Origin of the sequence: Zavarzinella formosa DSM 19928, assembly GCF_000255705.1 — a bacterium.
Lineage (GTDB): Bacteria > Planctomycetota > Planctomycetia > Gemmatales > Gemmataceae > Zavarzinella > Zavarzinella formosa.
Genome location: NZ_JH636440.1, coordinates 233,633 through 252,526, shown reverse-complemented (window position 1 = coordinate 252,526; position 18,894 = coordinate 233,633). Strand labels below are relative to the sequence as shown.

Annotated in this window: 22 protein-coding genes and 1 riboswitch; of the genes, 9 read left to right on the top strand and 13 right to left on the bottom strand. The window is 57.4% G+C overall.

Going from position 1 to position 18,894, the window contains the following annotated elements; translation table 11 throughout:
- Positions 1-27 precede the first annotated feature (27 nt).
- From BGIM_RS0111750 to BGIM_RS0111740, 3 genes are read right to left on the bottom strand one after another with little or no spacing between them, the layout of a single operon-like run.
- Positions 28-702, bottom strand: coding sequence for a Dph6-related ATP pyrophosphatase (locus tag BGIM_RS0111750; protein WP_020469972.1), 675 nt, complete (start codon positions 700-702; stop codon positions 28-30).
- Entirely contained in the window at positions 699-1,634 is a 936-nt protein-coding gene (locus BGIM_RS0111745) for a cobalamin-binding protein (protein ID WP_020469971.1), read from the bottom strand. Before BGIM_RS0111745 ends, BGIM_RS0111750 begins: the two co-directional genes overlap by 4 nt.
- An 18-nt stretch (positions 1,635-1,652) precedes the next feature.
- Positions 1,653-2,204, bottom strand: coding sequence for a DUF6580 family putative transport protein (locus BGIM_RS0111740; protein ID WP_020469970.1), 552 nt, complete (start codon positions 2,202-2,204; stop codon positions 1,653-1,655).
- A gap of 123 nt (positions 2,205-2,327) precedes the next feature.
- A riboswitch (cobalamin riboswitch) is annotated at positions 2,328-2,530 on the bottom strand.
- A 102-nt stretch (positions 2,531-2,632) separates the two neighbouring features.
- Between BGIM_RS0111740 and BGIM_RS0111735 the strand changes: the two genes are divergently transcribed.
- Positions 2,633-3,022 (top strand): DUF5678 domain-containing protein, encoded by a 390-nt coding sequence (locus BGIM_RS0111735; protein WP_020469969.1) that lies wholly within the window; start codon positions 2,633-2,635, stop codon positions 3,020-3,022.
- A 140-nt stretch (positions 3,023-3,162) separates the two neighbouring features.
- On the opposite strand, the gene BGIM_RS0111730 is transcribed toward BGIM_RS0111735, so the two are convergent.
- The 7 genes from BGIM_RS0111730 to BGIM_RS49960 form a co-directional block, all read right to left on the bottom strand.
- Positions 3,163-3,612 (bottom strand): DUF488 domain-containing protein, encoded by a 450-nt coding sequence (locus BGIM_RS0111730; RefSeq protein ID WP_020469968.1) that lies wholly within the window; start codon positions 3,610-3,612, stop codon positions 3,163-3,165.
- The gene (locus BGIM_RS59805) at positions 3,609-4,229 is read right to left on the bottom strand and encodes a DUF488 domain-containing protein (RefSeq protein ID WP_020469967.1); all 621 of its coding nucleotides are present in this window, start codon (positions 4,227-4,229) and stop codon (positions 3,609-3,611) included. The genes BGIM_RS0111730 and BGIM_RS59805 overlap by 4 nt, the downstream gene beginning before the upstream one ends.
- Positions 4,229-4,951, bottom strand: coding sequence for a dual OB domain-containing protein (locus BGIM_RS0111720; protein ID WP_029629961.1), 723 nt, complete (start codon positions 4,949-4,951; stop codon positions 4,229-4,231). Before BGIM_RS0111720 ends, BGIM_RS59805 begins: the two co-directional genes overlap by 1 nt.
- Positions 4,952-5,162: 211 nt before the next feature.
- Complete coding sequence (locus BGIM_RS49965) at positions 5,163-5,885, bottom strand: DUF1349 domain-containing protein (protein WP_020469965.1); 723 nt, start codon at positions 5,883-5,885, stop codon at positions 5,163-5,165.
- A gap of 73 nt (positions 5,886-5,958) precedes the next feature.
- Positions 5,959-6,276, bottom strand: a complete 318-nt coding sequence (locus BGIM_RS0111710; protein ID WP_020469964.1) for a hypothetical protein — start codon at positions 6,274-6,276, stop codon at positions 5,959-5,961.
- Positions 6,277-6,361: 85 nt separating this feature from the next.
- Positions 6,362-7,900 carry a YifB family Mg chelatase-like AAA ATPase gene (locus BGIM_RS0111705; protein ID WP_020469963.1) on the bottom strand — a complete coding sequence of 513 codons (1,539 nt, stop codon included), beginning with the start codon at positions 7,898-7,900 and terminating at the stop codon, positions 6,362-6,364.
- A 108-nt stretch (positions 7,901-8,008) separates the two neighbouring features.
- Positions 8,009-8,401 carry an SET domain-containing protein-lysine N-methyltransferase gene (locus tag BGIM_RS49960; RefSeq protein ID WP_020469962.1) on the bottom strand — a complete coding sequence of 131 codons (393 nt, stop codon included), beginning with the start codon at positions 8,399-8,401 and terminating at the stop codon, positions 8,009-8,011.
- Positions 8,402-8,655: 254 nt separating this feature from the next.
- Here BGIM_RS49960 and ispD point away from each other — a divergent pair, with 254 nt between their 5' ends.
- Together ispD and BGIM_RS0111690 are read left to right on the top strand one after the other, a co-directional pair.
- Positions 8,656-9,396, top strand: coding sequence for a 2-C-methyl-D-erythritol 4-phosphate cytidylyltransferase (gene ispD, locus BGIM_RS0111695; RefSeq protein ID WP_020469961.1), 741 nt, complete (start codon positions 8,656-8,658; stop codon positions 9,394-9,396).
- Positions 9,397-9,582: 186 nt separating this feature from the next.
- On the top strand, positions 9,583-10,332 hold the full coding sequence (locus BGIM_RS0111690; RefSeq protein ID WP_020469960.1) for a metallophosphoesterase family protein: 750 nt from the start codon (positions 9,583-9,585) through the stop codon (positions 10,330-10,332).
- A 131-nt stretch (positions 10,333-10,463) separates the two neighbouring features.
- Here BGIM_RS0111690 and BGIM_RS0111685 read toward each other — a convergent pair whose 3' ends face one another.
- Genes BGIM_RS0111685 through BGIM_RS61280 form a run of 3 tightly spaced genes read right to left on the bottom strand, consistent with a single transcriptional unit; the run spans position 10,464 to position 12,544 of the window.
- Positions 10,464-11,057 (bottom strand): TMEM175 family protein, encoded by a 594-nt coding sequence (locus BGIM_RS0111685; RefSeq protein WP_020469959.1) that lies wholly within the window; start codon positions 11,055-11,057, stop codon positions 10,464-10,466.
- Complete coding sequence (locus BGIM_RS0111680) at positions 11,058-11,612, bottom strand: hypothetical protein (protein ID WP_020469958.1); 555 nt, start codon at positions 11,610-11,612, stop codon at positions 11,058-11,060.
- Positions 11,609-12,544, bottom strand: a complete 936-nt coding sequence (locus tag BGIM_RS61280; protein WP_020469957.1) for an HNH endonuclease — start codon at positions 12,542-12,544, stop codon at positions 11,609-11,611. The genes BGIM_RS0111680 and BGIM_RS61280 overlap by 4 nt, the downstream gene beginning before the upstream one ends.
- A gap of 274 nt (positions 12,545-12,818) precedes the next feature.
- Here BGIM_RS61280 and BGIM_RS49955 point away from each other — a divergent pair, with 274 nt between their 5' ends.
- The 6 genes from BGIM_RS49955 to BGIM_RS57330 all read left to right on the top strand — a co-directional run bounded on the left by BGIM_RS49955 (position 12,819) and on the right by BGIM_RS57330 (position 18,812).
- A complete protein-coding gene (locus tag BGIM_RS49955; protein ID WP_020469956.1) occupies positions 12,819-14,129 on the top strand; it encodes an FG-GAP repeat domain-containing protein in 1,311 nt (436 codons plus the stop codon).
- Positions 14,126-15,478, top strand: a complete 1,353-nt coding sequence (locus BGIM_RS0111665; protein WP_020469955.1) for a tetratricopeptide repeat protein — start codon at positions 14,126-14,128, stop codon at positions 15,476-15,478. Before BGIM_RS49955 ends, BGIM_RS0111665 begins: the two co-directional genes overlap by 4 nt.
- A 114-nt stretch (positions 15,479-15,592) precedes the next feature.
- Positions 15,593-15,757, top strand: a complete 165-nt coding sequence (locus BGIM_RS62775) for a hypothetical protein (RefSeq protein WP_157368897.1) — start codon at positions 15,593-15,595, stop codon at positions 15,755-15,757.
- 290 nt (positions 15,758-16,047) lie between these two features.
- Entirely contained in the window at positions 16,048-16,347 is a 300-nt protein-coding gene (locus BGIM_RS0111655) for a hypothetical protein (RefSeq protein ID WP_020469953.1), read from the top strand.
- Entirely contained in the window at positions 16,334-17,095 is a 762-nt protein-coding gene (locus tag BGIM_RS0111650; protein WP_020469952.1) for a coiled-coil domain-containing protein, read from the top strand. Before BGIM_RS0111655 ends, BGIM_RS0111650 begins: the two co-directional genes overlap by 14 nt.
- A 406-nt stretch (positions 17,096-17,501) precedes the next feature.
- Positions 17,502-18,812 (top strand): hypothetical protein, encoded by a 1,311-nt coding sequence (locus tag BGIM_RS57330; protein ID WP_020469951.1) that lies wholly within the window; start codon positions 17,502-17,504, stop codon positions 18,810-18,812.
- The last annotated feature ends 82 nt before the right edge of the window (positions 18,813-18,894 follow it).

Here is an 18,894-nt window from a genome sequence, read left to right as displayed (position 1 = left end):
ACGAGCGAAGAAGATGACCCGGCAAGATTATTTGGAGGAACAAACATCCGCAAACCAGAATCCGTCGCGTTCCACTGTCTCGCCCGTGCGGACCGGGATCGGATGTCGGAACATGGGGCCGGTGTGGCAGAAGGTGTGGAACTCGCCGTTTTCGCCGCAGGGGTCGACGCCGGGGGGAAGGTCGGCCAGCAAGGATTCTTCGAACTCGCGGCCGACGAAGCGGGGATCGAGCTGTCTGGGATCGACACACACAATCGTTGCCCGCAGGCCGCTGGCGATCATCGTGCGGGCCAGTGTGGACGTGTCGCGGGGTGTGCCCCAGACGGGAAAGATCGGCGTGAGGCCGGTCCCGGCGAGTTGGCGTTCACGGTAAGCCCGGATTTCCGTCAGGTGCAAGTCGCCGAACACCATCGCTTCGATGCCTTCGGCCACCGCCCGCGCAACAACGGCCCGCATTCGTTGTTCGTAAACCTCGTTGGAACAGGGCCACGGCAGCGGCACCGCCCACAACGGCGCCCCGAGTGCGGCGGCCTGCGCCTCGACCAACTCCATGCGGACGCCGTGCATTGCCACCCGGTTGAAGGCTTCGTTGAAGGTCGTCACCAAGCCGACAATTTCAAATTCCGCTTGCTGGCGAATCAGATGCGCGGCCCAGGCGCAATCCTTGCCGGAACTCCAAGAAAGCAAGGCTTTCGGCTTCATGCCCCGGCCCCCGTTTCCAGCGGCGTCAGTCGGCGGCCCGGTGCCAGCCCCGGCGGCAGCGGGTGGATATCCGGGTGCAGGAGATGGGCGAGGATTTCCAGGCTTTCCACCAGTCGCGGGCCGGGCCGGCTGAAATAGGCGTTGCCATCGACGACGAACACCCGGCCTTCGCGCACACAAGCGAGCGAGTCGAAACCGGGGAGGTTTCGCAAGATCGGCAGGTCTTGAAGCGTTCGTTCCGTGGAAAATCCGCAACAGGCGACGACCAACACCTCGGGGTTGTAAGCGGTAATATCATTCCACTCAATCGTGCGGGAGGCTTGCCCTTCCAGACCGATGCCTTCGACGCCACCGGCCAACCGCACCAGTTCCGGCGACCAGTGGCCCGAGCAAAACGGCGGGTCGATCCATTCGAGCAGAACCATCCTCGGCCGATGCGTGACGGCCCGTGTGCGCTCCGTCACCACATCGACGCGGGCTTGCAACGCGGCGATCACCTCATCGGCTTTGCGCTCGATGCCGACCGCCCGGCCCACTAGCCGGATGCAGTCGAACACCTCGGCCAGCCGCATCGGCTCCAGGTTGACCACCTTCGGCCGGCCGGGGAGCGAACAAGCGGCTGCGTTGACTTCCTCCTCGGCGACGGCGCACACATCGCACAGGGCTTGTGTCACCAGCAAGTCCGGCCGGAGTCGTTCCAACACCGGCATGTCGAGGGAGTACAACGCCTTGCGGGTCTTCAATCGTTCGCGGACCAGCGCGTCAATCTCCCGGCTGGCGGCATCATGCGGAATCAGCGTTCGCGTCACCTTCGGCAACCCGGCGACGAACGGCGGATAATCGCATTCATGGGTGACGCCGACAAGCTGTTCGCCCAGTCCGAGTTCGCAGACAATCTCGGTGGCGCTGGGCAACAGGGAAACGATTCGCATGGACGGGAACTCCGGATATCAGACGGCCGCCGGTTGGGGGATCGGCTCGCGAAGCGCCGGGAAGCCGCGTTCGAGCAGCGCCCAGCCGCCGAACAGGATCGCGACGAACAGCCCGTCGCCCAGCAGCGTGAACTTGAAATACGGAATCGCCGCGACATAACAGGCGATCAATCCTTCCAGCGTGTGCGGGTCGAACACCCACCAACTGCCGAGGTTGGTGATGATGAAAAATTGAACCGACCCGATCAGGGTGACGGCGGCCGTCGAAAGGACCGACCGGCGCGACCGCAGCCAGCGCCCGAGCAGGACATTCACGGCGAAACTGGCGTAAACCACGGGAATCAGGACGTGCAGGCCGATGAAGAGATCGCCGATGAACAACGCCCCCATTGGCAGCAGAAACGCCAGTCGCCGGTCGGCGAAACAGGCGCCGCCAAAAAGGGCCAGCGCCCCGACCGGCGTGAAGTTCCACGGGTGGGGGATGACGCGGAGGAGAACGGTGGCGATCACCGTCAGCGTCAGGAAACAGAGTCGCCACCCCGGAGAGGGGATCGGCCGGTCGGCTGGCATGTCAAGCGCTCCTGTTCGCCGGTTCGGGCGAACGGGCGCCGCGAAGCATCAGGGGCCGACGGACAGCGTCTCCGCACGCGCGAAAACCAACAAGCCTGCCTGTCGGCGGCCTGGGTTCGAGGCGCCGTCAACACTCGGCAGGCAGGTCTTCTGGCTCACGGTTCCAAACAAGCCCCCGGCCGCCTTCCCGCGACTCTCGCCGCAGTGGCCCATCAACCCGGAGACTCTGACCGAACACAGCAGCGGCCCTGCGCCGGATTCCCACCGGCTTCCCTTTTCAGCGTTGACGCAAGAAGTGTCCACGCACCTGCGGAGTGACTGTAACCTAGGGTCGGCCACGAGGAACGGCCAGCCGGGTTTGAACGGGGTTGGGAATGGGGTATTATGACAACATGGTCAGACGATTGTGAAATCAGGAAGGTGAAGTGATGAGTGCCGCCACCGATCCCGTGTTTGAAGTGCATCTGCCCGATGAGCTACTGCCCAAACCCGGCGTGATAAGCATTCCGAGCATCCGTATTCCCGGAACATCACCCGTGATTGAGGTGAGGCAGCCCGAACCGCCACCGATCAAAACGGAGAACTCGATGCCCGAACTATCCCGGATCAAATTCGAGCGGGAGCAGCAAGCATTCCTCCGCTTGCTGCCGCAATTATTGGAATCATACCAAGGGCAATACGTCGCGATCCACGATGAACAGGTTGTGGACAACGGCCCTGTTCGGCTCGATGTGGCCTATCGTGTTCAACAACGACTCGGCAAAGGGGATATCTACGTTGGGTTTGTGAGCGAGAAGCCGGATGTTCAATTAGAGTGAGATAAGCAAAAAAAATGTCATTCGACAGATCGCACTCCGGTGATCTGTTAAGTATATCTCAAAATTAATTGCCTGCTCTGCTCGTTGTTTTTGGAATATATTTTTGCTAGTCAACAACAATGAATCTGGCTGAAAATATGTCAGACAATATGGACTACTTCTACATTTCCCCATTTTTCGGCTAGATATTCCGCAACTAGCCTACGGTGGCAATGATGGGGCTTGTCCTCGCTGCACAACAGGCAGGCACCATCGAATAATTCTTTTCTTGTCGATTCTTCGATTTGGCGTCTTTTCATAAGATCAAGAAATTTTGGTTCGTATACCGCCCAGTCACCTTTTTCCCTTTTATAAGCAGTAAGAATGTCTTGAGTGGGCGCAAGATCGGGGAGATGAATATACTCAATGTCCGCGATGGATTTCAGAAAAAATTCAAGATCGTCCTTTTTTGCGAAGCCAGCGAGTTGAGAGCTATTATTGAGCCTGACGTCAAGGACACGGGACACGCCTGCATTCTTGAGTTTTGTGAAAAATCGCTCGGCTGATTTTTTGGTAAATCCAATGGTAAACAGTTTGATAGATTCGGTCATATGGAGTCCTCCACGGAGTCTTCAGGTTGCAATGAAAACGCAATCCGTTCCCCTTGGATGTCGTAGGCGTTCTCGATCAGCTCATCACGGGACCGGAAAAGATCTTCGGCTTGCATACCGCAAAGTTGCAACAATCGGGTTTCGGCATCTTCTTGGAATTCTAACTCGTCTTCTCCCAAGATATGAATGACAGGGCCAGCATCATTTCGAAGGTGGCGTGTTACAAGAATGGTGCGGTGACAGGCAAGAGGATCTTTCTCAGCGCAGAGAAGTGCCACTCGAAAAGATTTAATTCCTCGGCGAATTCTATCCAATCCTTGTTTGAACATTGGAAGTTTTGCAATCAGGTCGTATCTGGCTTTTCCATTCACATAACATTCGGGCTCAGTCCTCCTCGCACCTAATTCCAGCCCCAGAAACACGTAATGAATTTGTGCTGTTCGCAGCGACTTGGCGAGATTATTTTGATTAAAATGAGGGCTGAACCGACTATAGGGCCTGGATCTTACATCTGCAATAGCAGTGATATTTTGTGACTGAATCAGCGACAGGAACTTCTCCGACGAATATGTGGAGTGTCCTATTGTAAACAATCGAGCTTCGCCCGAAATTTTCATCACTCCTGTTCCTCGAATATAGTCGCCACAACTTTGTAGTGATAATTGTCGAGATTTCCCGCCAAACTCAAGCAAATTAGCAGATTGTTTGAGCAAGGAAGGCGAGCCTCCAATGTGGGCTGCCCAAGGCCGGGAATTTGATCTCTATACCTTTCACCGATTACAGGGTCGGTAAGACCCAAGTCATATGTGACGCCCTTGTAATCAAATCGACACCGCCGCTTTCGTTTTGTTATTCCATTCCACTGATCTGACCAGAACCGAAGCAGGAAGTTTTGTGGACGGATAATATACAGCGATTGATCTGGAGGATTTTCCTTGAGATACTCGTGAAACACACGGTCGGGCTGCATCTTCGGCTGGAGCCAGAGATTTTCTGGCGATTCTATGAGCAAATTTAGGGATGATAATTTGTATTCAGAATTAACGTTTTTCCACCGGTCAGTATTGGATATTCTCCAGTTCTCGGGCTGACAGGGATCTATAGATTTATCGATCAAAGGAACATCGACAAAATCCATGACCTTAATTTGATTTCCATTGTCGCAAATGCGCTCATTTGGCCAAAGTTCTCCCTCGCCGTGAGTACTAATAGGTCGTAGCCAAGAACCGAATTTGTACGTGTTTTCGTCAACAGACAAGATCTCACGGCCAGCGATACACCGGCCGCTTCCTTTCTTTGCTGAATTGGCTAAAACTAACATCCGTCTGTAAATGGCCATTTGGGGCGTCCGTGAATTGTCAGTGGTCGAATGAATTGGGAATGCAACTTATATTAAGGCCTTTTTAAACTAAAATTTACGATTTTCTAATTTCTTTGCAACCTTAGCAAAAGATCGATTCTAAAATATTGCTTTAATTATACGAATTATCGGTTTTGACGCAAGAGAACTTTTAGGTCTTGTTTAAGGAAAGCGGCCATCCCGAAAATCCTCACTTCTTCACCCCTTTCACCACCTTCAAATCAAAAAACTCAAAGGCGGCGTCTCGTTCGGGGGCTTCTTTGTTGCCGCCGTTTTTGGCGATGAGGCCGACTCGTTTGGGGTGGCCGTCGCCCCAGGTGGATTCGCCTCCAGGGGTCCATTTGTCGCCGTCGGGGCTCCAGTCGAAGGCGTATTTGTTGCCGCGTTTGGTCAGGCGCAGCCAGTATTTTTTCAGGCCGGAGTCGTTGGCCTGCGGGATGATGTGCGTCGGCTCGCCGGCGGTTTCGACCACCGCGATGAAGCGCTGGCCCGATCCCTTGGCCCAGTCGAATTCGTAGTTCCATTTCAGATAGTTATCGTCGTCGGTGTAAACAATCAGGCCGGCTTGTTGATAACTGGTGTCCGGTTCAAAGCCGTTGACGCAGGTGGTGGTGACCCAATCGGCCTCCTTGGCGAACGGAATCTCAATCAAGTGGATGTTCTTTGCCTGCGTTCCCTCGCTGACGGCATCTTCCTTTTCCTTGCCGTGGATGCTGCCTCGCTGTGTGGTGATGACCAGCGAACCGGGAACCTTCTTCAGCGACACATGCGTCGGGTCGGGCCGGATGACTTTCCAGTCCAGCGTCAGTTTGCCGTCGAAATCATCATGCACCGGGGCCAGCCCCTTGGGGGCCGGGGCGGCGATGGTGACGGCGCATAACACGCCGACGAACAACAGGCTTAGCGGTTTCATCAGAATCACTCCGGGAGAGGCCGCGTTCGGCGGCGGATCAGAAACACAATCACCTCACCCACAACCGCCGCCTTCAGAGGGCTCCGCCATGAAACCGCCCGAAATGGCTGGCGAGTTGGAACGACATCAGCGAGAAGCCGAGCGCCAGGGGAATGACATGGCCCCATCGCCGTAATTCAAACCGGCCGACGCGGACGATCAACAGATACGCCACCGCCAGATTTCCCAGCCCCCAGAGAGTGTTCACGACGGCCGACGACAACCCCTCCCCCGGCGGCGAGGCAAACGGACTTTGAAACGGGCTTCCTGAAACACCCGCCACCAAATGGGGAATCGTGTTCGCAAGGAAAGCCCCGCCGATGAAATAAGCAACCACGTGATACCAGCGCATCAACCACTCCCAAGACAGGCAAACAGAGGGTGAAACCATTGTCAGCGGGCATCGCATCCAACGCCGAAGCGAAGAAACCGGACGTTTACTTCACCCATAACCGCCGGTCAAGACTGCGATAGCCAATCGCCTCGCCGACGTGTTCGGCTTGGATTTTCTCGCTTCCCGCCAGGTCGGCGATGGTACGGGCGACGCGCAAAATGCGGTCGTGAGCGCGGGCGGAGAGGCCGAGTTCTTCCATCGCGGTTTTCAGCAACTCCCGGCCATCGGCCTCCAGCGGGCAGAACTGGCGAATCTGTTTCGCCCCCATCCGGCTGTTGACCATCGAGCGGCTTTTGAAGCGGCCGGCTTGGGCCTCGCGGGCTTGGTTGACGCTATCTCGCATCACCTTGCTGGAAGTGCCGTCGGCGTTGGCCGAAAGTTCGTTGAACGGCACCGCCGGGACTTCGATGTGCAGGTCGATCCGATCCAACATCGGACCACTGATGCGCCCCATATATTTTTCCACCGCCATCGGGGCGCATTTGCAAACGTGTTTGGCATCACCCATGTAACCACAAGGACAAGGATTCATGGCGGCGATCAACACAAACCGGGCGGGAAATGTCACCGTATGCAAGGCCCGCGAGATGGTGACGGAACCTTCCTCCAGCGGTTGCCGCATCACTTCCAAGGCCCGGCGGTTAAACTCGGGCAACTCATCAAGGAACAAAATCCCGTGATTCGCCAAAGAGATTTCCCCCGGTTGGGGGATGCTGCCTCCACCCACCATCCCGGCATCGCTGATCGTGTGGTGGGGTGAGCGAAAGGGCCGGGTGGCCAGCAGGGATTCGCCGGGTTTGAGGTAGCCGAGCGAACTGTAGATGCGGGTGGTCTCCAGCGATTCCTCGGGCGTCAACGGCGGCAAGATCGTGGCCATGCGCCGGGCGAGCATGGTTTTGCCGCTGCCGGGGGAGCCGATCATAATCACGTTGTGCGAACCGGCGGCGGCGACGATCAATGCCCGTTTGGCGTATTCCTGCCCGCGAACATCGGCGAAGTCCACTTCGTAAGTGTTCAGTTGGGAGGCCAGTTCCTCCGTGGAGACCGTCACCGGGTCGCGGGTAAGTTGCCCGGATAACAGGCTGACGGCTTCGCCGAGCGTTTCGACGCCGAAGACTTCAAGTTCGGAAACGACAGCCGCTTCGCGGGTGTTCGCCCGTGGTAGCAGGAGCTTCTTCAACCCCTGATCGCGGGCCGCCATCGCCACCGACAACGCCCCCTTGATCGGCCGCACGCCGCCATCAAGGGCCAGTTCGCCGACGATGGCCCATTCCGAGAGTTCGTCCGGCCGGACGCGAAGCTGGCCGGTGCCGGCGAGCATGCCGAGGGCGATGGGAAGGTCAAAGGCCCCGGCGTCTTTGCGGAGGTCGGCGGGCGCCAGATTGATGATGGTCCGGCCCGTCGGCAGGGCGAACCGCAGATTGGCCATCGCCCGCTCGATGCGGTGGACGCTCTCGCGCACCGCCAACTCCGGCAGGCCGACAAGGATGGTCTTCGGCATCCCCGGAGCGGCGTCCACCTCCACCTCGACGGGCAACGCATCAATGCCGAGGAGCGTGTACGACCGAAGCTGGGCAAGCATGAGGGGAAACCGGGTGCGAGGAACGGCGGTCAGACAAGGGCCGATTATCCTCCGCCCGGCGCGCAGAAGCAAGAATGACCGCCGCTTTTCCCGAAAACGAAGGGGCGGTCACTCCGGGGTGGCGAAGTCGTAGTCTTCCTTGCCCCAGTCGTAGTTGATGAAAATTTGCTCCCCCTCGGCGATGTCGCGGGCGGCCTTGAACACGATGTCCTTGGTTTTCTTTCTCGCCTTGAAGGTCGCGTTCCATTCGGGGGAATGGTTGTAAAGAGAGCCAAATCCGAAGGCGATGGCCACGATTTCTTCGCCTTTGCCGTCCCAGTAAAAGACGTAGCGGGCGAGGGCATGGTCGCGGGTGGCTTCCTCGATTTTTTCATTCACGGTCAGCACGGGGCAGACCTCGATCACTTCTCCCTTGCGGAAAGGCCGCCCGGCGAAGACCCCCCGCCCCATCGTGCGGGTGTTTCGGACATAAAGGGCCGCGGACGGATGCTGAATGCTCATGTCAACCGGAAAGGGTGAAAGGATGCAAACCCGGCCGGCCAGACATTGAAGCCAATGGCAAGGCCGGTCGGGAATGTCATGCCAGAGTCTTAAGAGAGGGTGGTCTGGTCAAGGATAGTTTGTAGACGATAAGATCGTCGCCGCCGAGAGGATTTTTTCGGGATTTCCCGACGAGGCCGACTCCGAAAAGCCTGTTGGCGGCCGCGCAATCATCATGTAGGACATTCGGACGCTGTTTTTGGAAGGGGTTCCGCATGGCATCTGTGGCCGTCATTTTGCCCGCCGCCGGGAAGTCGTCCCGGTTCGGGGGGCGAGAGAAGAAGCCGTTCACTTCGCTGGACGGCCGGGCGGTCTGGCTCCGCACGGCCGAGTTGTTTGTCAACCGGCCGGATGTCAAACAGGTGTTGCTGGTCATCTCCCCGGAGGACCGGGAGATGGTGGTCAGCCGCTTCGGGGCGACGCTGATGTTCATGGACATCACCCTCGTCGATGGGGGGGCCGAGCGGTTTGAGTCGGTCGCCAACGCGCTGGCGAAACTTCGGCCGGGGATTGATCTGGTCGCCGTCCATGATGCCGTGCGACCCTGCACGCCGCCAGCGGTCATTGATGCGGTGTTTGCGATGGCTGAGCAAGAAGGGGCCGCATTGCCGGGGGTGGCCGTGGCGGACACCCTCAAACGGGTTGATGACACAATGGCCGTGCGGGAGACCGTCCCCCGACAGGGGCTTTGGCAGGCGCAGACGCCACAAGTGTTTCGCCGAAGCTGGCTGGAGGACGCCTACGCCCGACGAAGTTCGCTCGGGGCCGCCATCACGGACGATGCCCAACTGGTGGAAGCCGCCGGACATCCGGTGCGAATGGTGGCGGGTTCGCCGTTTAATTTGAAGATCACGACGGCCGACGATTTGAGGCTGGCCGAGATGTTCCTGAACAAACGGGAAGCCGAAACGGCGAAGAAACCGAGCCGGCCGTTCGACGATGACCGGTTTGAATAGGCCGGGAACGGCGGCACAACCTGTCCGGGAATCCGGGCATCGGGCGCCAATATCCGACCGGACACTTGACAGCGCTTCTCTTTAAGCGGTAGATTGTGACAATGGGGTGAAGCGTATCCGCATTGGGTTGCTCGAACCCGGCGGTCAAAGTCCATCCCCAACCGCACTTTCCCAGGATGTCCCGGCGTGAAGGCGATCATCAGCGATATTCACGGTAATCTTGAAGCCCTCCGCGCGGTGATGGACGACATCAGCAAGCAGAACGTGGACGAGGGAATCTATTGCCTCGGGGATGTGATCGGGTACGGCCCCAATCCCCGCGAGTGCATCGACCTCGTCATGGATTGCAAACTCGTCCTTCTCGGCAACCACGACCAAGGAGCGCTGTTCGACCCGGACGGGTTCAACCCGGCGGCCGAGCGGGCGATCATGTGGACCCGCGACCAGCTCGAACAACCCACGGAAGCCCGGCAAATCCGCGAAAAGCGCTGGGAATTCCTCGCCGACCGGCCGCGATCCTTCAAGGAAAACGGCAACCTGTACGTTCACGGCTCGGCCCGCAACCCGCTCAACGAATATGTCTTCCCCGAGGACATCTACAACCAGCGGAAGATGGAAAAGATCTTCACGCTGGTGGACCGTTATTGTTTCCAAGGCCACACCCACGTGCCGGGCGTCTTCACCGAGGGCTTGCAGTTCCTGACGCCCGATGACGTGTCGATGGCCTACAAGCTCGACGGCAAAAAGACGCTTTGCAATGTCGGCTCCGTCGGCCAGCCCCGCGACCTCGATCCCCGCGCGTGCTACGTCCTTTACGACGGCGAAACGATCCGCTACCGCCGGGTGGCTTACGATTTCGACGTGACCGTCCGAAAAATCTACGAAATCCCCGATTTGGATAATTTCCTCGGCGACCGCCTCCGCGAAGGCCGGTAGGCCAGGAAGCGAAGACGAACCGCAAAGACGCAAAGGTCACACCAAGATTCACAAAGAAAGCCACTGAAGAAATCTCTCTTCTGGCTTCTGTGTGAATCTTGGTGTGACCTTTGCGTCTTTGTGGTTAATGCTTACTCTTCACCCGGCTGATGATGGGTCAGCGCCTTGCCGATGCGGGGGTCGGGGATGAGCCACATCACCGCCACCAGACAATAAGGGATGCAGGCCAGCCACGGGTTCCAAAAAGCCATCGCGATTCCGATGATGTAAAACACCACGGAAATTTTCCCCTTGATGTCATTCCCGATGGCGGCCGCCAGCACGGAATCTTCCCCGTGGTGGCCGATCAGCGCCCGAACCAAAATGAAGTAAGCCATCCCGGACATCAGCAGCACCCCGCCATAGACAGCCACCGGCCAGGTGGAAAAGTGGCTCTCCCCCATCCAGTTGGTGGCGAACGACACCAGCGACAGCCAGAACAGCAGGTGCAGGTTCGCCCACAGGACGGCCCCGTTGACCTGTTTGACCGCTTGAAACAAATGGTGGTGATTATTCCAATAAATTCCGACGTGAACAAAGCTGAGGATATAGGCCAGAAACGTCGGCAGCATCGGAATCAACGCCGTTGAGTCCTCCCCCTTGGGGGCCTTGAGTTCCAGCACCATGATGGTGATGCAAATGGCGATCACGCCATCGCTGAAGGCTTCCAGCCGTCCCTTGGTCATTCACGAATCTCCGGTTGTTTTCGCCGATCGGGAGAGGGGCACCACATGGATGAACACGGATGAAAAGGGAATTTCCAATGTCCGGCCATCGCTCAGAAACACTCGGTGAAAATACAGGCTCCCGTGCGGAGAGGCGAGATCAATTTCGTCATAAAGCCAATGCACGCGATGTTTTGAGAAGGGCCATTGGCTTGGGGAAGGCGACTTGCGAACGCGATCCCAGAGTTGATAAATCAACACGACAACGTCACCCTGGTGATTGACGGACAATATCTCCATCGCCGGTGAAAACCGGAAAGGGCTGAGAAACTCCTTCGCCTGCTCATCCGCAAGCAACCCTGCATCATGCAGGCAGAGATCGGCCAGTTTGCCAGCCTCCGGCGGCAGTTGGCTTCGGATTTTATCCAGTGTCTCGCCATATTCCCGGATGGCCGATTCCCAATCCTCATCTGCCTTGTTGCTCACAGAAGGATCTGGCGAGTTGAATCGCAAGTAGAGTTCTGGGGTAAAGAATCGCATGGTGAGATTGAACTGTTGAAGAGAGGTTTTAATCAAGATGGGCTCAAATCTGGCGATTGTTTGGTTTTCAGAAATCCGCGGACTTCCTCTATGCTGTATGCCGGAGTTCTCTGATGCAGAACGGCATGACAATTTGGACACACAGGTCGTAAGTCTTCAACAGGATCAACCTCGTACTCGGCGCCAATCTCTGACAATGGCCTCAAGTGATGCACATGGATAAATCCTTCGGCCACCTTGCCATACACCGCTCCAAACGAGAAATCGCAAATAACGCAAGCCGTGCCATATCGAGCAATGCAAAGTCGCCGGGCAATAGGGTTGCGTTCGTAGGCATTGATCGTGATCTGATACTTGGCGCCTTCTGGAAGCGGTCGATTGAAATCTATTTCGTCAGCGAGCAGACTAGCTCGTTGGCTTGTCAGTTCGTCAATGAAATAGCCAGGCCGTGGAAGCGAAATTCCAAGCACCCTTTCGATATATTCCAAAGCGGCTGGCGAAAAACTTTTCCTGAAAGGCGACACCCGCTTGAATGATGCGGCCGCTTGGATGTAAGCATCATGAGCGTGGCGAATGGTTGGGGAAAGCGAAGCAATTTTGTCCGATCTTACGAAGCAGACCCCCGAATGTACCGGCACCGCCCGATAGACGGGTTGGTTTGAAAAACTGAATTCAATTTCTTTGTCTAGAACTGCCTCCAACGGCAAACTTAGCAGAAAACGTACTCCTTCTGAGGAAAGGGTCAATGTTTCAACTTGCCCGACATTCAGTCTCAAACTGTCAGGATTCATCGTGACTTCCCAGCACGATTCTCCGGCATTGTGCGCCGCTTGGATTGAGGCCGCCAAATTTCTGGCAATGGCCTGTGAGACATCGGGTTCCGGCCAGAGTGATTGAAAAATCGTTGCCGCGCTTCGTTCATCGTGTCGATCAATCGCCGGGTTGAAGGTATTCACCGAAGATGCCACGTCCGTTCCTCGCTTGTTGCCACTCGAGGCAGTTGATGGGTCGCAAGTTGACGTGGATTTTCCCCTGAGTTCTTCCTTAATCAAGCGATTTTTGTGAGACAACCAGAAAAATTAACTCGAACTCGCATTTGCAAGCTCGATGGCATTGTCATTTCTTGCCAGGCATCTGCATTACGCAGACTGCTTTCCGTGAGCATACGCTCTCAAAATTCCCCGGCCCGTCGAATGTTTCCAAGCCATATACCATCCCTGCCCCCTCCGGAGGTGCGTGTCGATGGCGTTTTCCCGGCTCACGGCTGTTCTTGCGGGGGTGGCCGTTCTCCTGCCTGTTGGCTTTTATGCCGTCCTCGGACGGATCAAGCCCGGCCGGGAAGTGTCGCCGCCGGTCATTCCGGCGACGGTCTCGTTTGAGCCGTCGACGTTGCCGTTTCAGAAAAGCAGCCTTGGCAAAGCCCCCGTCGGCCGGCCGCTCATCACCAATGTGCAAATCTTTGACCTGGACCGGGATGGCAAGCCGGATGTGCTGGTCTGCGATGCGGTCCTGCAACGGGTCATCTGGCATCGTCAGACGGCGCCGGGAGTCTTCGAGGAACACATTCTCGGAGACACGGACATTTCCTCCCCCTGCCATGTGGAAGTGACCGACCTGAACGGGGACGGCCACCTAGATATCGTCGTCGCCGGACTGGGGAGTGTTTTTCCCACCGATGAAGCCGTTGGTTCGGTGGTGTGGCTGGAGAGCGACGGCAAACAAAATTTCAAAACCCATGTGCTGATGACCGGGCTGCGCCGGGTGGCCGACGTGCGGGCCGGCGACCTGAACGGGGACGGCAAGCCGGATCTGGTCGTCGCGGAGTTTGGCTATTTGCAGGGGAGCATTCGCTGGCTCGAAAACAAAGGCAACGGCCAGTTCCGGGATCATGAGCTTTGGGCCGTGCCGGGGTGCATCCATTGCCCGATTCTGGACCTCAACGGGGATGGCAAGCCGGATATCGTCGCCCTCGTTTCACAAGACGACGAGGAAGTGGTGGTGTTTGAAAACAAGGGGAATGGCGAATTCAAACGCCGATCTCTCTATCGGCCGGATAACTTCGATCTGGGGAGTTCCGGCCTGTTTGTGGCCGACCTCGACCAGGACGGCAAGCCGGATTTGTTGCTCACCACCGGGGACAATCTGGAGATTTACTACCCGGCCCCGCAGCCGTGGCATGGGTGTGTCTGGCTTCGCAACCGCGGGGATGGCACGTTCGAGCCGAAACAGATCGGCCATTTGCCGGGAACCTATGCCGCCGGGGTCGGCGATTTGGATGGCGACGGGGATTTGGATGTGGTTCTGGTCGGCATGTTCAACGACTGGCACAACCCGGCGGCCGCGAGCGTCGTGTGGCTGGAGAACGACGGCAAGCAGAACTTCACCACCCGGCAAATCGACACCCGGCCAAGTCATCTGGCCACGGTGGCGGTCGGCGACTTGAACGGCGACGGCCGGGCCGACATCGTCGCCGGGAGTTTGCATCTGCAAGGCCCGTTTAATCGCTTGGGCCGCGTCACCCTCTGGCTCAGTCAACCGGAGGGGAAGCGATGAACCTTCGCCGAATTCTGCTGGCCGTCATCGTGCTGGAACTGGCGATTGGCGGTTTCAAACTCTGGTCGCGGCATCAGGCACCGAAAGGGGTGGCCGTCAACGGTGAGATGGTCAATCCCGTGACGGCCGCCGATCTGACGGAAATGGCCGAAAAGGCCCGAACGCCCGAGGAATGGCGAACACTTGGCGAATCGCTCATGGCCGCCGGGTATTACGCCGAATCCGAAATGGCCCATCGCACGGCCTGCGATATGGCCCCCGCCAACCCGACGTATCGCTTCCAGTGGGCCTTTGCCTTGGAACGCCTGGCCCTGTTGAACGAGGCGAACGAACAATATCGTCAGGCGATCTCGCTGAAATACGCGAAGCCGGATGCGGCCCGGTATTACATCGGCCGGAACTTCCTACGCATGGAAAAAGTCCCCGAAGCGGTGGGTGCTTACGAAGAAGGGCGGGGACTTCCCGCCTGCCAATATGAACTCGCCCGCCTCGCTAACCGGGCCGGTGATCTCGCGAAAGCGAACGAACTGCTCGATGGTTTGCTGAGGACACACGGCCAGTTCATCGAGCCGAATTTGTTGCGTTATCGCATGGCCGCCGACCGGGGGGACAAGCGGGAGATGTTCCGGTGGGCGGATCGCGTGCGTCATGCCAAGGGGCGGTTGCCCAACCCGTTTGAAGATGATTTCACCCGAGTCACCGACCGGACCATTGTTCTTGGCGACACCGCGCGTTGGAAGACGGCCGCGAAGTTGATGCAGGAAGAAAAGACGGAGGAGGCCGAGCGGTTGATCCGGCAAACGCTGGAACTCGAATGGCAGTTCGACGGCGCCGACCTGTTGGCCGAACTGGAACAGAAAAAGGGCAACCATGCCGAGGCCATTCGGATTTTGGAAGATGCCCTCGCCCGCAACGGGCCATCGGGCCAATTGCTTGGCCGCTTGGGGTACACATGGATGATTGCCGGGCAACCGGCGAAAGCGATGCCATATTGGAAGCGGGCGCTGCCGATGTTTCCCCCCTCCGACCGGGACGTTCTCGCCCAGGCGGCGGCCGAAACCGCCGTTTCCTTTGGCGACCGGGAAACCGCCCGGATGTTCGAGACGGAGGTCATCTTCGCCACCGGGTTGAAGCGGCTGACCGACAGCCGGTTCCGCGAGGCAGCCGCTTCCTTTGAGGAGGTGGCGAAACGGGAACCCGCCAATGCGGAGGCATGGTTTCAATTGGGGGAGGCCCGTCGTCTGGGTGGCAATATCGCCGGGGCCATCGCTGCTTATCAGAAGTGTTTGGAGACATCCCCCGGTCACGGCCGGGCGGCCGACACGCTTGAATATCTAGACGGCAAATGAATCGCCTGGTTGTGCCGATTGTCCGGATTCCCCTTCCCCTCCGAGTTCCCGGTTCCGGGGCCACCCCTTCACTTGGTAGTGTGGAATCAAATGCCCGGTTTCGGAGGCCGTTTTATGCCGCGAATGGTTGCCCTTGTGCAAATCGCCGATCTGGACGGAGATGGCCGACGAGATGTGCTGGTTTGCGATGCGGTTCTGCCACGGATCATCTGGCATCGTCAGACGGCTCCCAGAGTCTTCGAGGAACACATTCTCGGTGGTTTCACCTTCTTCGGGTGAAACGGAATCGAACGCGGCACTGGTCAGTTTGCCGGTGGTGCGGCAGGCAGCTGAAGAGGGAAAAATCTTGGAAAAAATTTTGACAAGCGGTTTCAGGTCGGTTACCCTGCCGCCGTAGGCTCGCATAACCAAGTTGGCCGCAACCACCCAAGAACAGACGGAAGCAATTCTGTCCGCCTCTGCGCCCTTGCTCGACCTGCCATCAGGGACGCCTCATGAATCCTGTCGGAGAAACCCACCGGAATTCGGTCGAAGAAACTCACCGGTATCGGTCGCGACTTTGCATTTTCATGTCTGCGTTCTCCCTTGTTTGCGCCATCATTTCGTTCATCGTTGTTTTGACCGTTAGCGAACCCAACAGACAGATCTCAGCCCTGTTCTGCCTGATTTTCTTCCTCTCTCTCTTTTTTCCATACTTCGGCTACTTGTCGAAACTCCAAACGTGCAAAGTGGCAAACCACGCCAGCTTCGCCGGATACAGGCGGTGCATCGGCACGATGCCCACCGTGGGTAACTTGCAAATTCTATTAGAGAGGCTGCTCGGTATTCGCGGCCAGCCGAACCACGGGGGAAAAAATGACGACGAATGATCTGCCGGAAAACGGGCGTTCCAAGACGGTGACCGGCCTGTTCGATGCCGCCAGCGTGATCTCTGTCATTTTGTTGATCGGATTCGCTTACGCCTCCTGGACGATCCTTCGCAACCTTGCCGATCAGGGTGCGAAGGTGGATGAGATTGGCAAGAAGTTTGAAAAGCTCGATTCGCGTGTGAAAGACACCGGGGAACAATACGAGACCTTGGCGGCGGAAACCAAGAAGAAAACAGATGAAATCCAAAAGCAACTTGAAGTGTCAAAGATCCTTGGGGAACAGCTCAAAACTTTGGAAAAGAAAATAGACGACATGACTAGTCGGTTGTCTGAAGCCAATTCCTATTTGCTGGAATCGAAGGGATTCTGGGAGATTCTGGGGGATTCCAAGGAAAAACCCGTGGACGGTCTGAAGCAGAAAATCATACTAAAACACGATTCTAAAGTTCAAATCTGGTTGCGGGCATATCCAATACTAAGCAAGCATCGGTGCATATTTGTCTTTGCCGTTCGTGACAACAACTCCAATAAAATCGAGCCTCTGCTGAAGATTGAGGTAACTGAGAACTCTCCACCCATCGATCTGTTGAAACTGGTCAATGTGTCGGCTGGAGAACATGTTTTCGAGGTAACCGTGAAGGGTAATGAGAGTAATTTTTCGTCTGGAACACTCACCCTCGGCAAGGAAACGATCGGAAATCGAGCCAGCTTATCGCTCACCATCATTCCAATCAATCCAACCGACTGAATGCCGACACCTCTCCAATCTTCATGACAGCGGCTTTTTGCAGACCATCAAACGCACCGCCCCGGACATGTGCGCGTCTGGATCGAACACGATTCGTCAATCCATCTCAAGGCGGTCACCGCGTCCGACGATCCCGTCGAGTTGAACGCGGCAGACATCCTCTCATGCTCCGTTCCCCAACCGTCTGACTGGCAATATCGCCGGGGCGAAGGCCGCTTATCAGAAGTGTTTGGAGGCATCACCCGGTCACGGCCGGGCGGCCGACACGCTTGAATATCTAAACGGCAAATGAGTCGTCTGATTGTTCCGATTGTCCGGATTTCACTTCATCCTTGAGTTCCCAGTTCCGGGGCCACCCCTTCACTTGGTGGTGTAGAATCGAATGCCCGGTTTCGGAGGCCGTTTTATGCCGCGAATGGTTGCCCTCGTTGTTGCGCTCGTCGGATCGTCCGCGTGGGGGGCCGATGCGGTTCGCCTCATGGAGTCCGCGCCCGTCGGGGCCGAGTATCGCGTCATCACGGAATTCACCTTCACCGGGGAATTGACGCTTCCCTTGGAGAAGGGGAAGCCACCGGAACGGGTGAAAATGTCCGGCCGGAGCGCCATCGATTATGCCGAGCGGATTTTGAAGGTCGATCCCAAGGAGGCCGACCACAAGTCGTTGCGTGTTTATGAGAAATTCGACTTTCGCAAAACCACCGGCGACCGCACCGACCAGGGAATCCTGCGAGACCCGGTTCGCCGGTTGGTGATGATGAAACGGGGGCACGCCAAGGTTCCCTTTTCCCCGGATGGCCCGCTCAAGTGGGGCGAAATCGAGATGCTGCGGACCGACTTCGTGGTTCCCGCCCTCGCCGGTTTGTTGTCCGACAAGGATGTGAACGAGGGGGACACTTGGACCGCCAGCGAAACGGCCGTGCGGGAACTGACGGACATCGACAAAGTGGACAGCGGCAAGCTGGAATGCAAACTGGAAAAGGTGGAAACCGTCGGCCCCCGGCGGGTGGCGCATGTTTCGTTTTCCGGCACGCTATCCGGGGTGAACGAAGACGGGCCGATGCGGCAAAAGCTTTCTGGCAAACTGATTGTGGACGTGGCGGCCAAGCGTATCAGCTACCTAAAGATTGACGGAACACAGGATCTGCTTGATGAAAAGGGAATGCAGGCCGGACAGATCCGGGGTACGTTCCAGATGACACGGTCCGGCGTGACGGGGCATCCGGCCCTCGCCGAGGAATCCATCGCCAAGCTGGAACTCTCCCCCACGGAAGAAAACACCCTTCTGTTGGTGGACGGCGACCCGAAGGGCATCAAGTTCATCCACCCCCGCCGCTGGCATGTCGGCCGGGCGACGGGCCGCCAGATCACGATGGACGAAACTGGCGGGGCCGGGCTGTTGATGACCATCGAACTCCCCCGGAATCTTCCGACAACAAACGATTATTTGCGGGAAGCCCTGAAAGAGTTACAGACCCGCGGCGGTAAACTAGTGAACCGCACCAGCGCCAAAAGTCTTGCGGATGGTGTTGATGTCTTCACATTTGACGTGGAGGCCGGCAAGGAACAATTCACGATGGCTTATTTCGTGATTCGGCAACCGTTCGGCGGGGCAACCATCGCCGCCCGGATTCCCGAGGCCGAGAAAGCCGCGAGGATGAAAGAGGTTGAGGCGATTGTGCGGTCCTTCACGGTCACGCAACGCCCCGACGGCAAATGAACGGGGCAAGCAATTGCCCCGGATCGTCGATAACCTCTCCATTGTCGACAGTGTGGTGACGGCCGGAGGCCGCCCCCCTGGC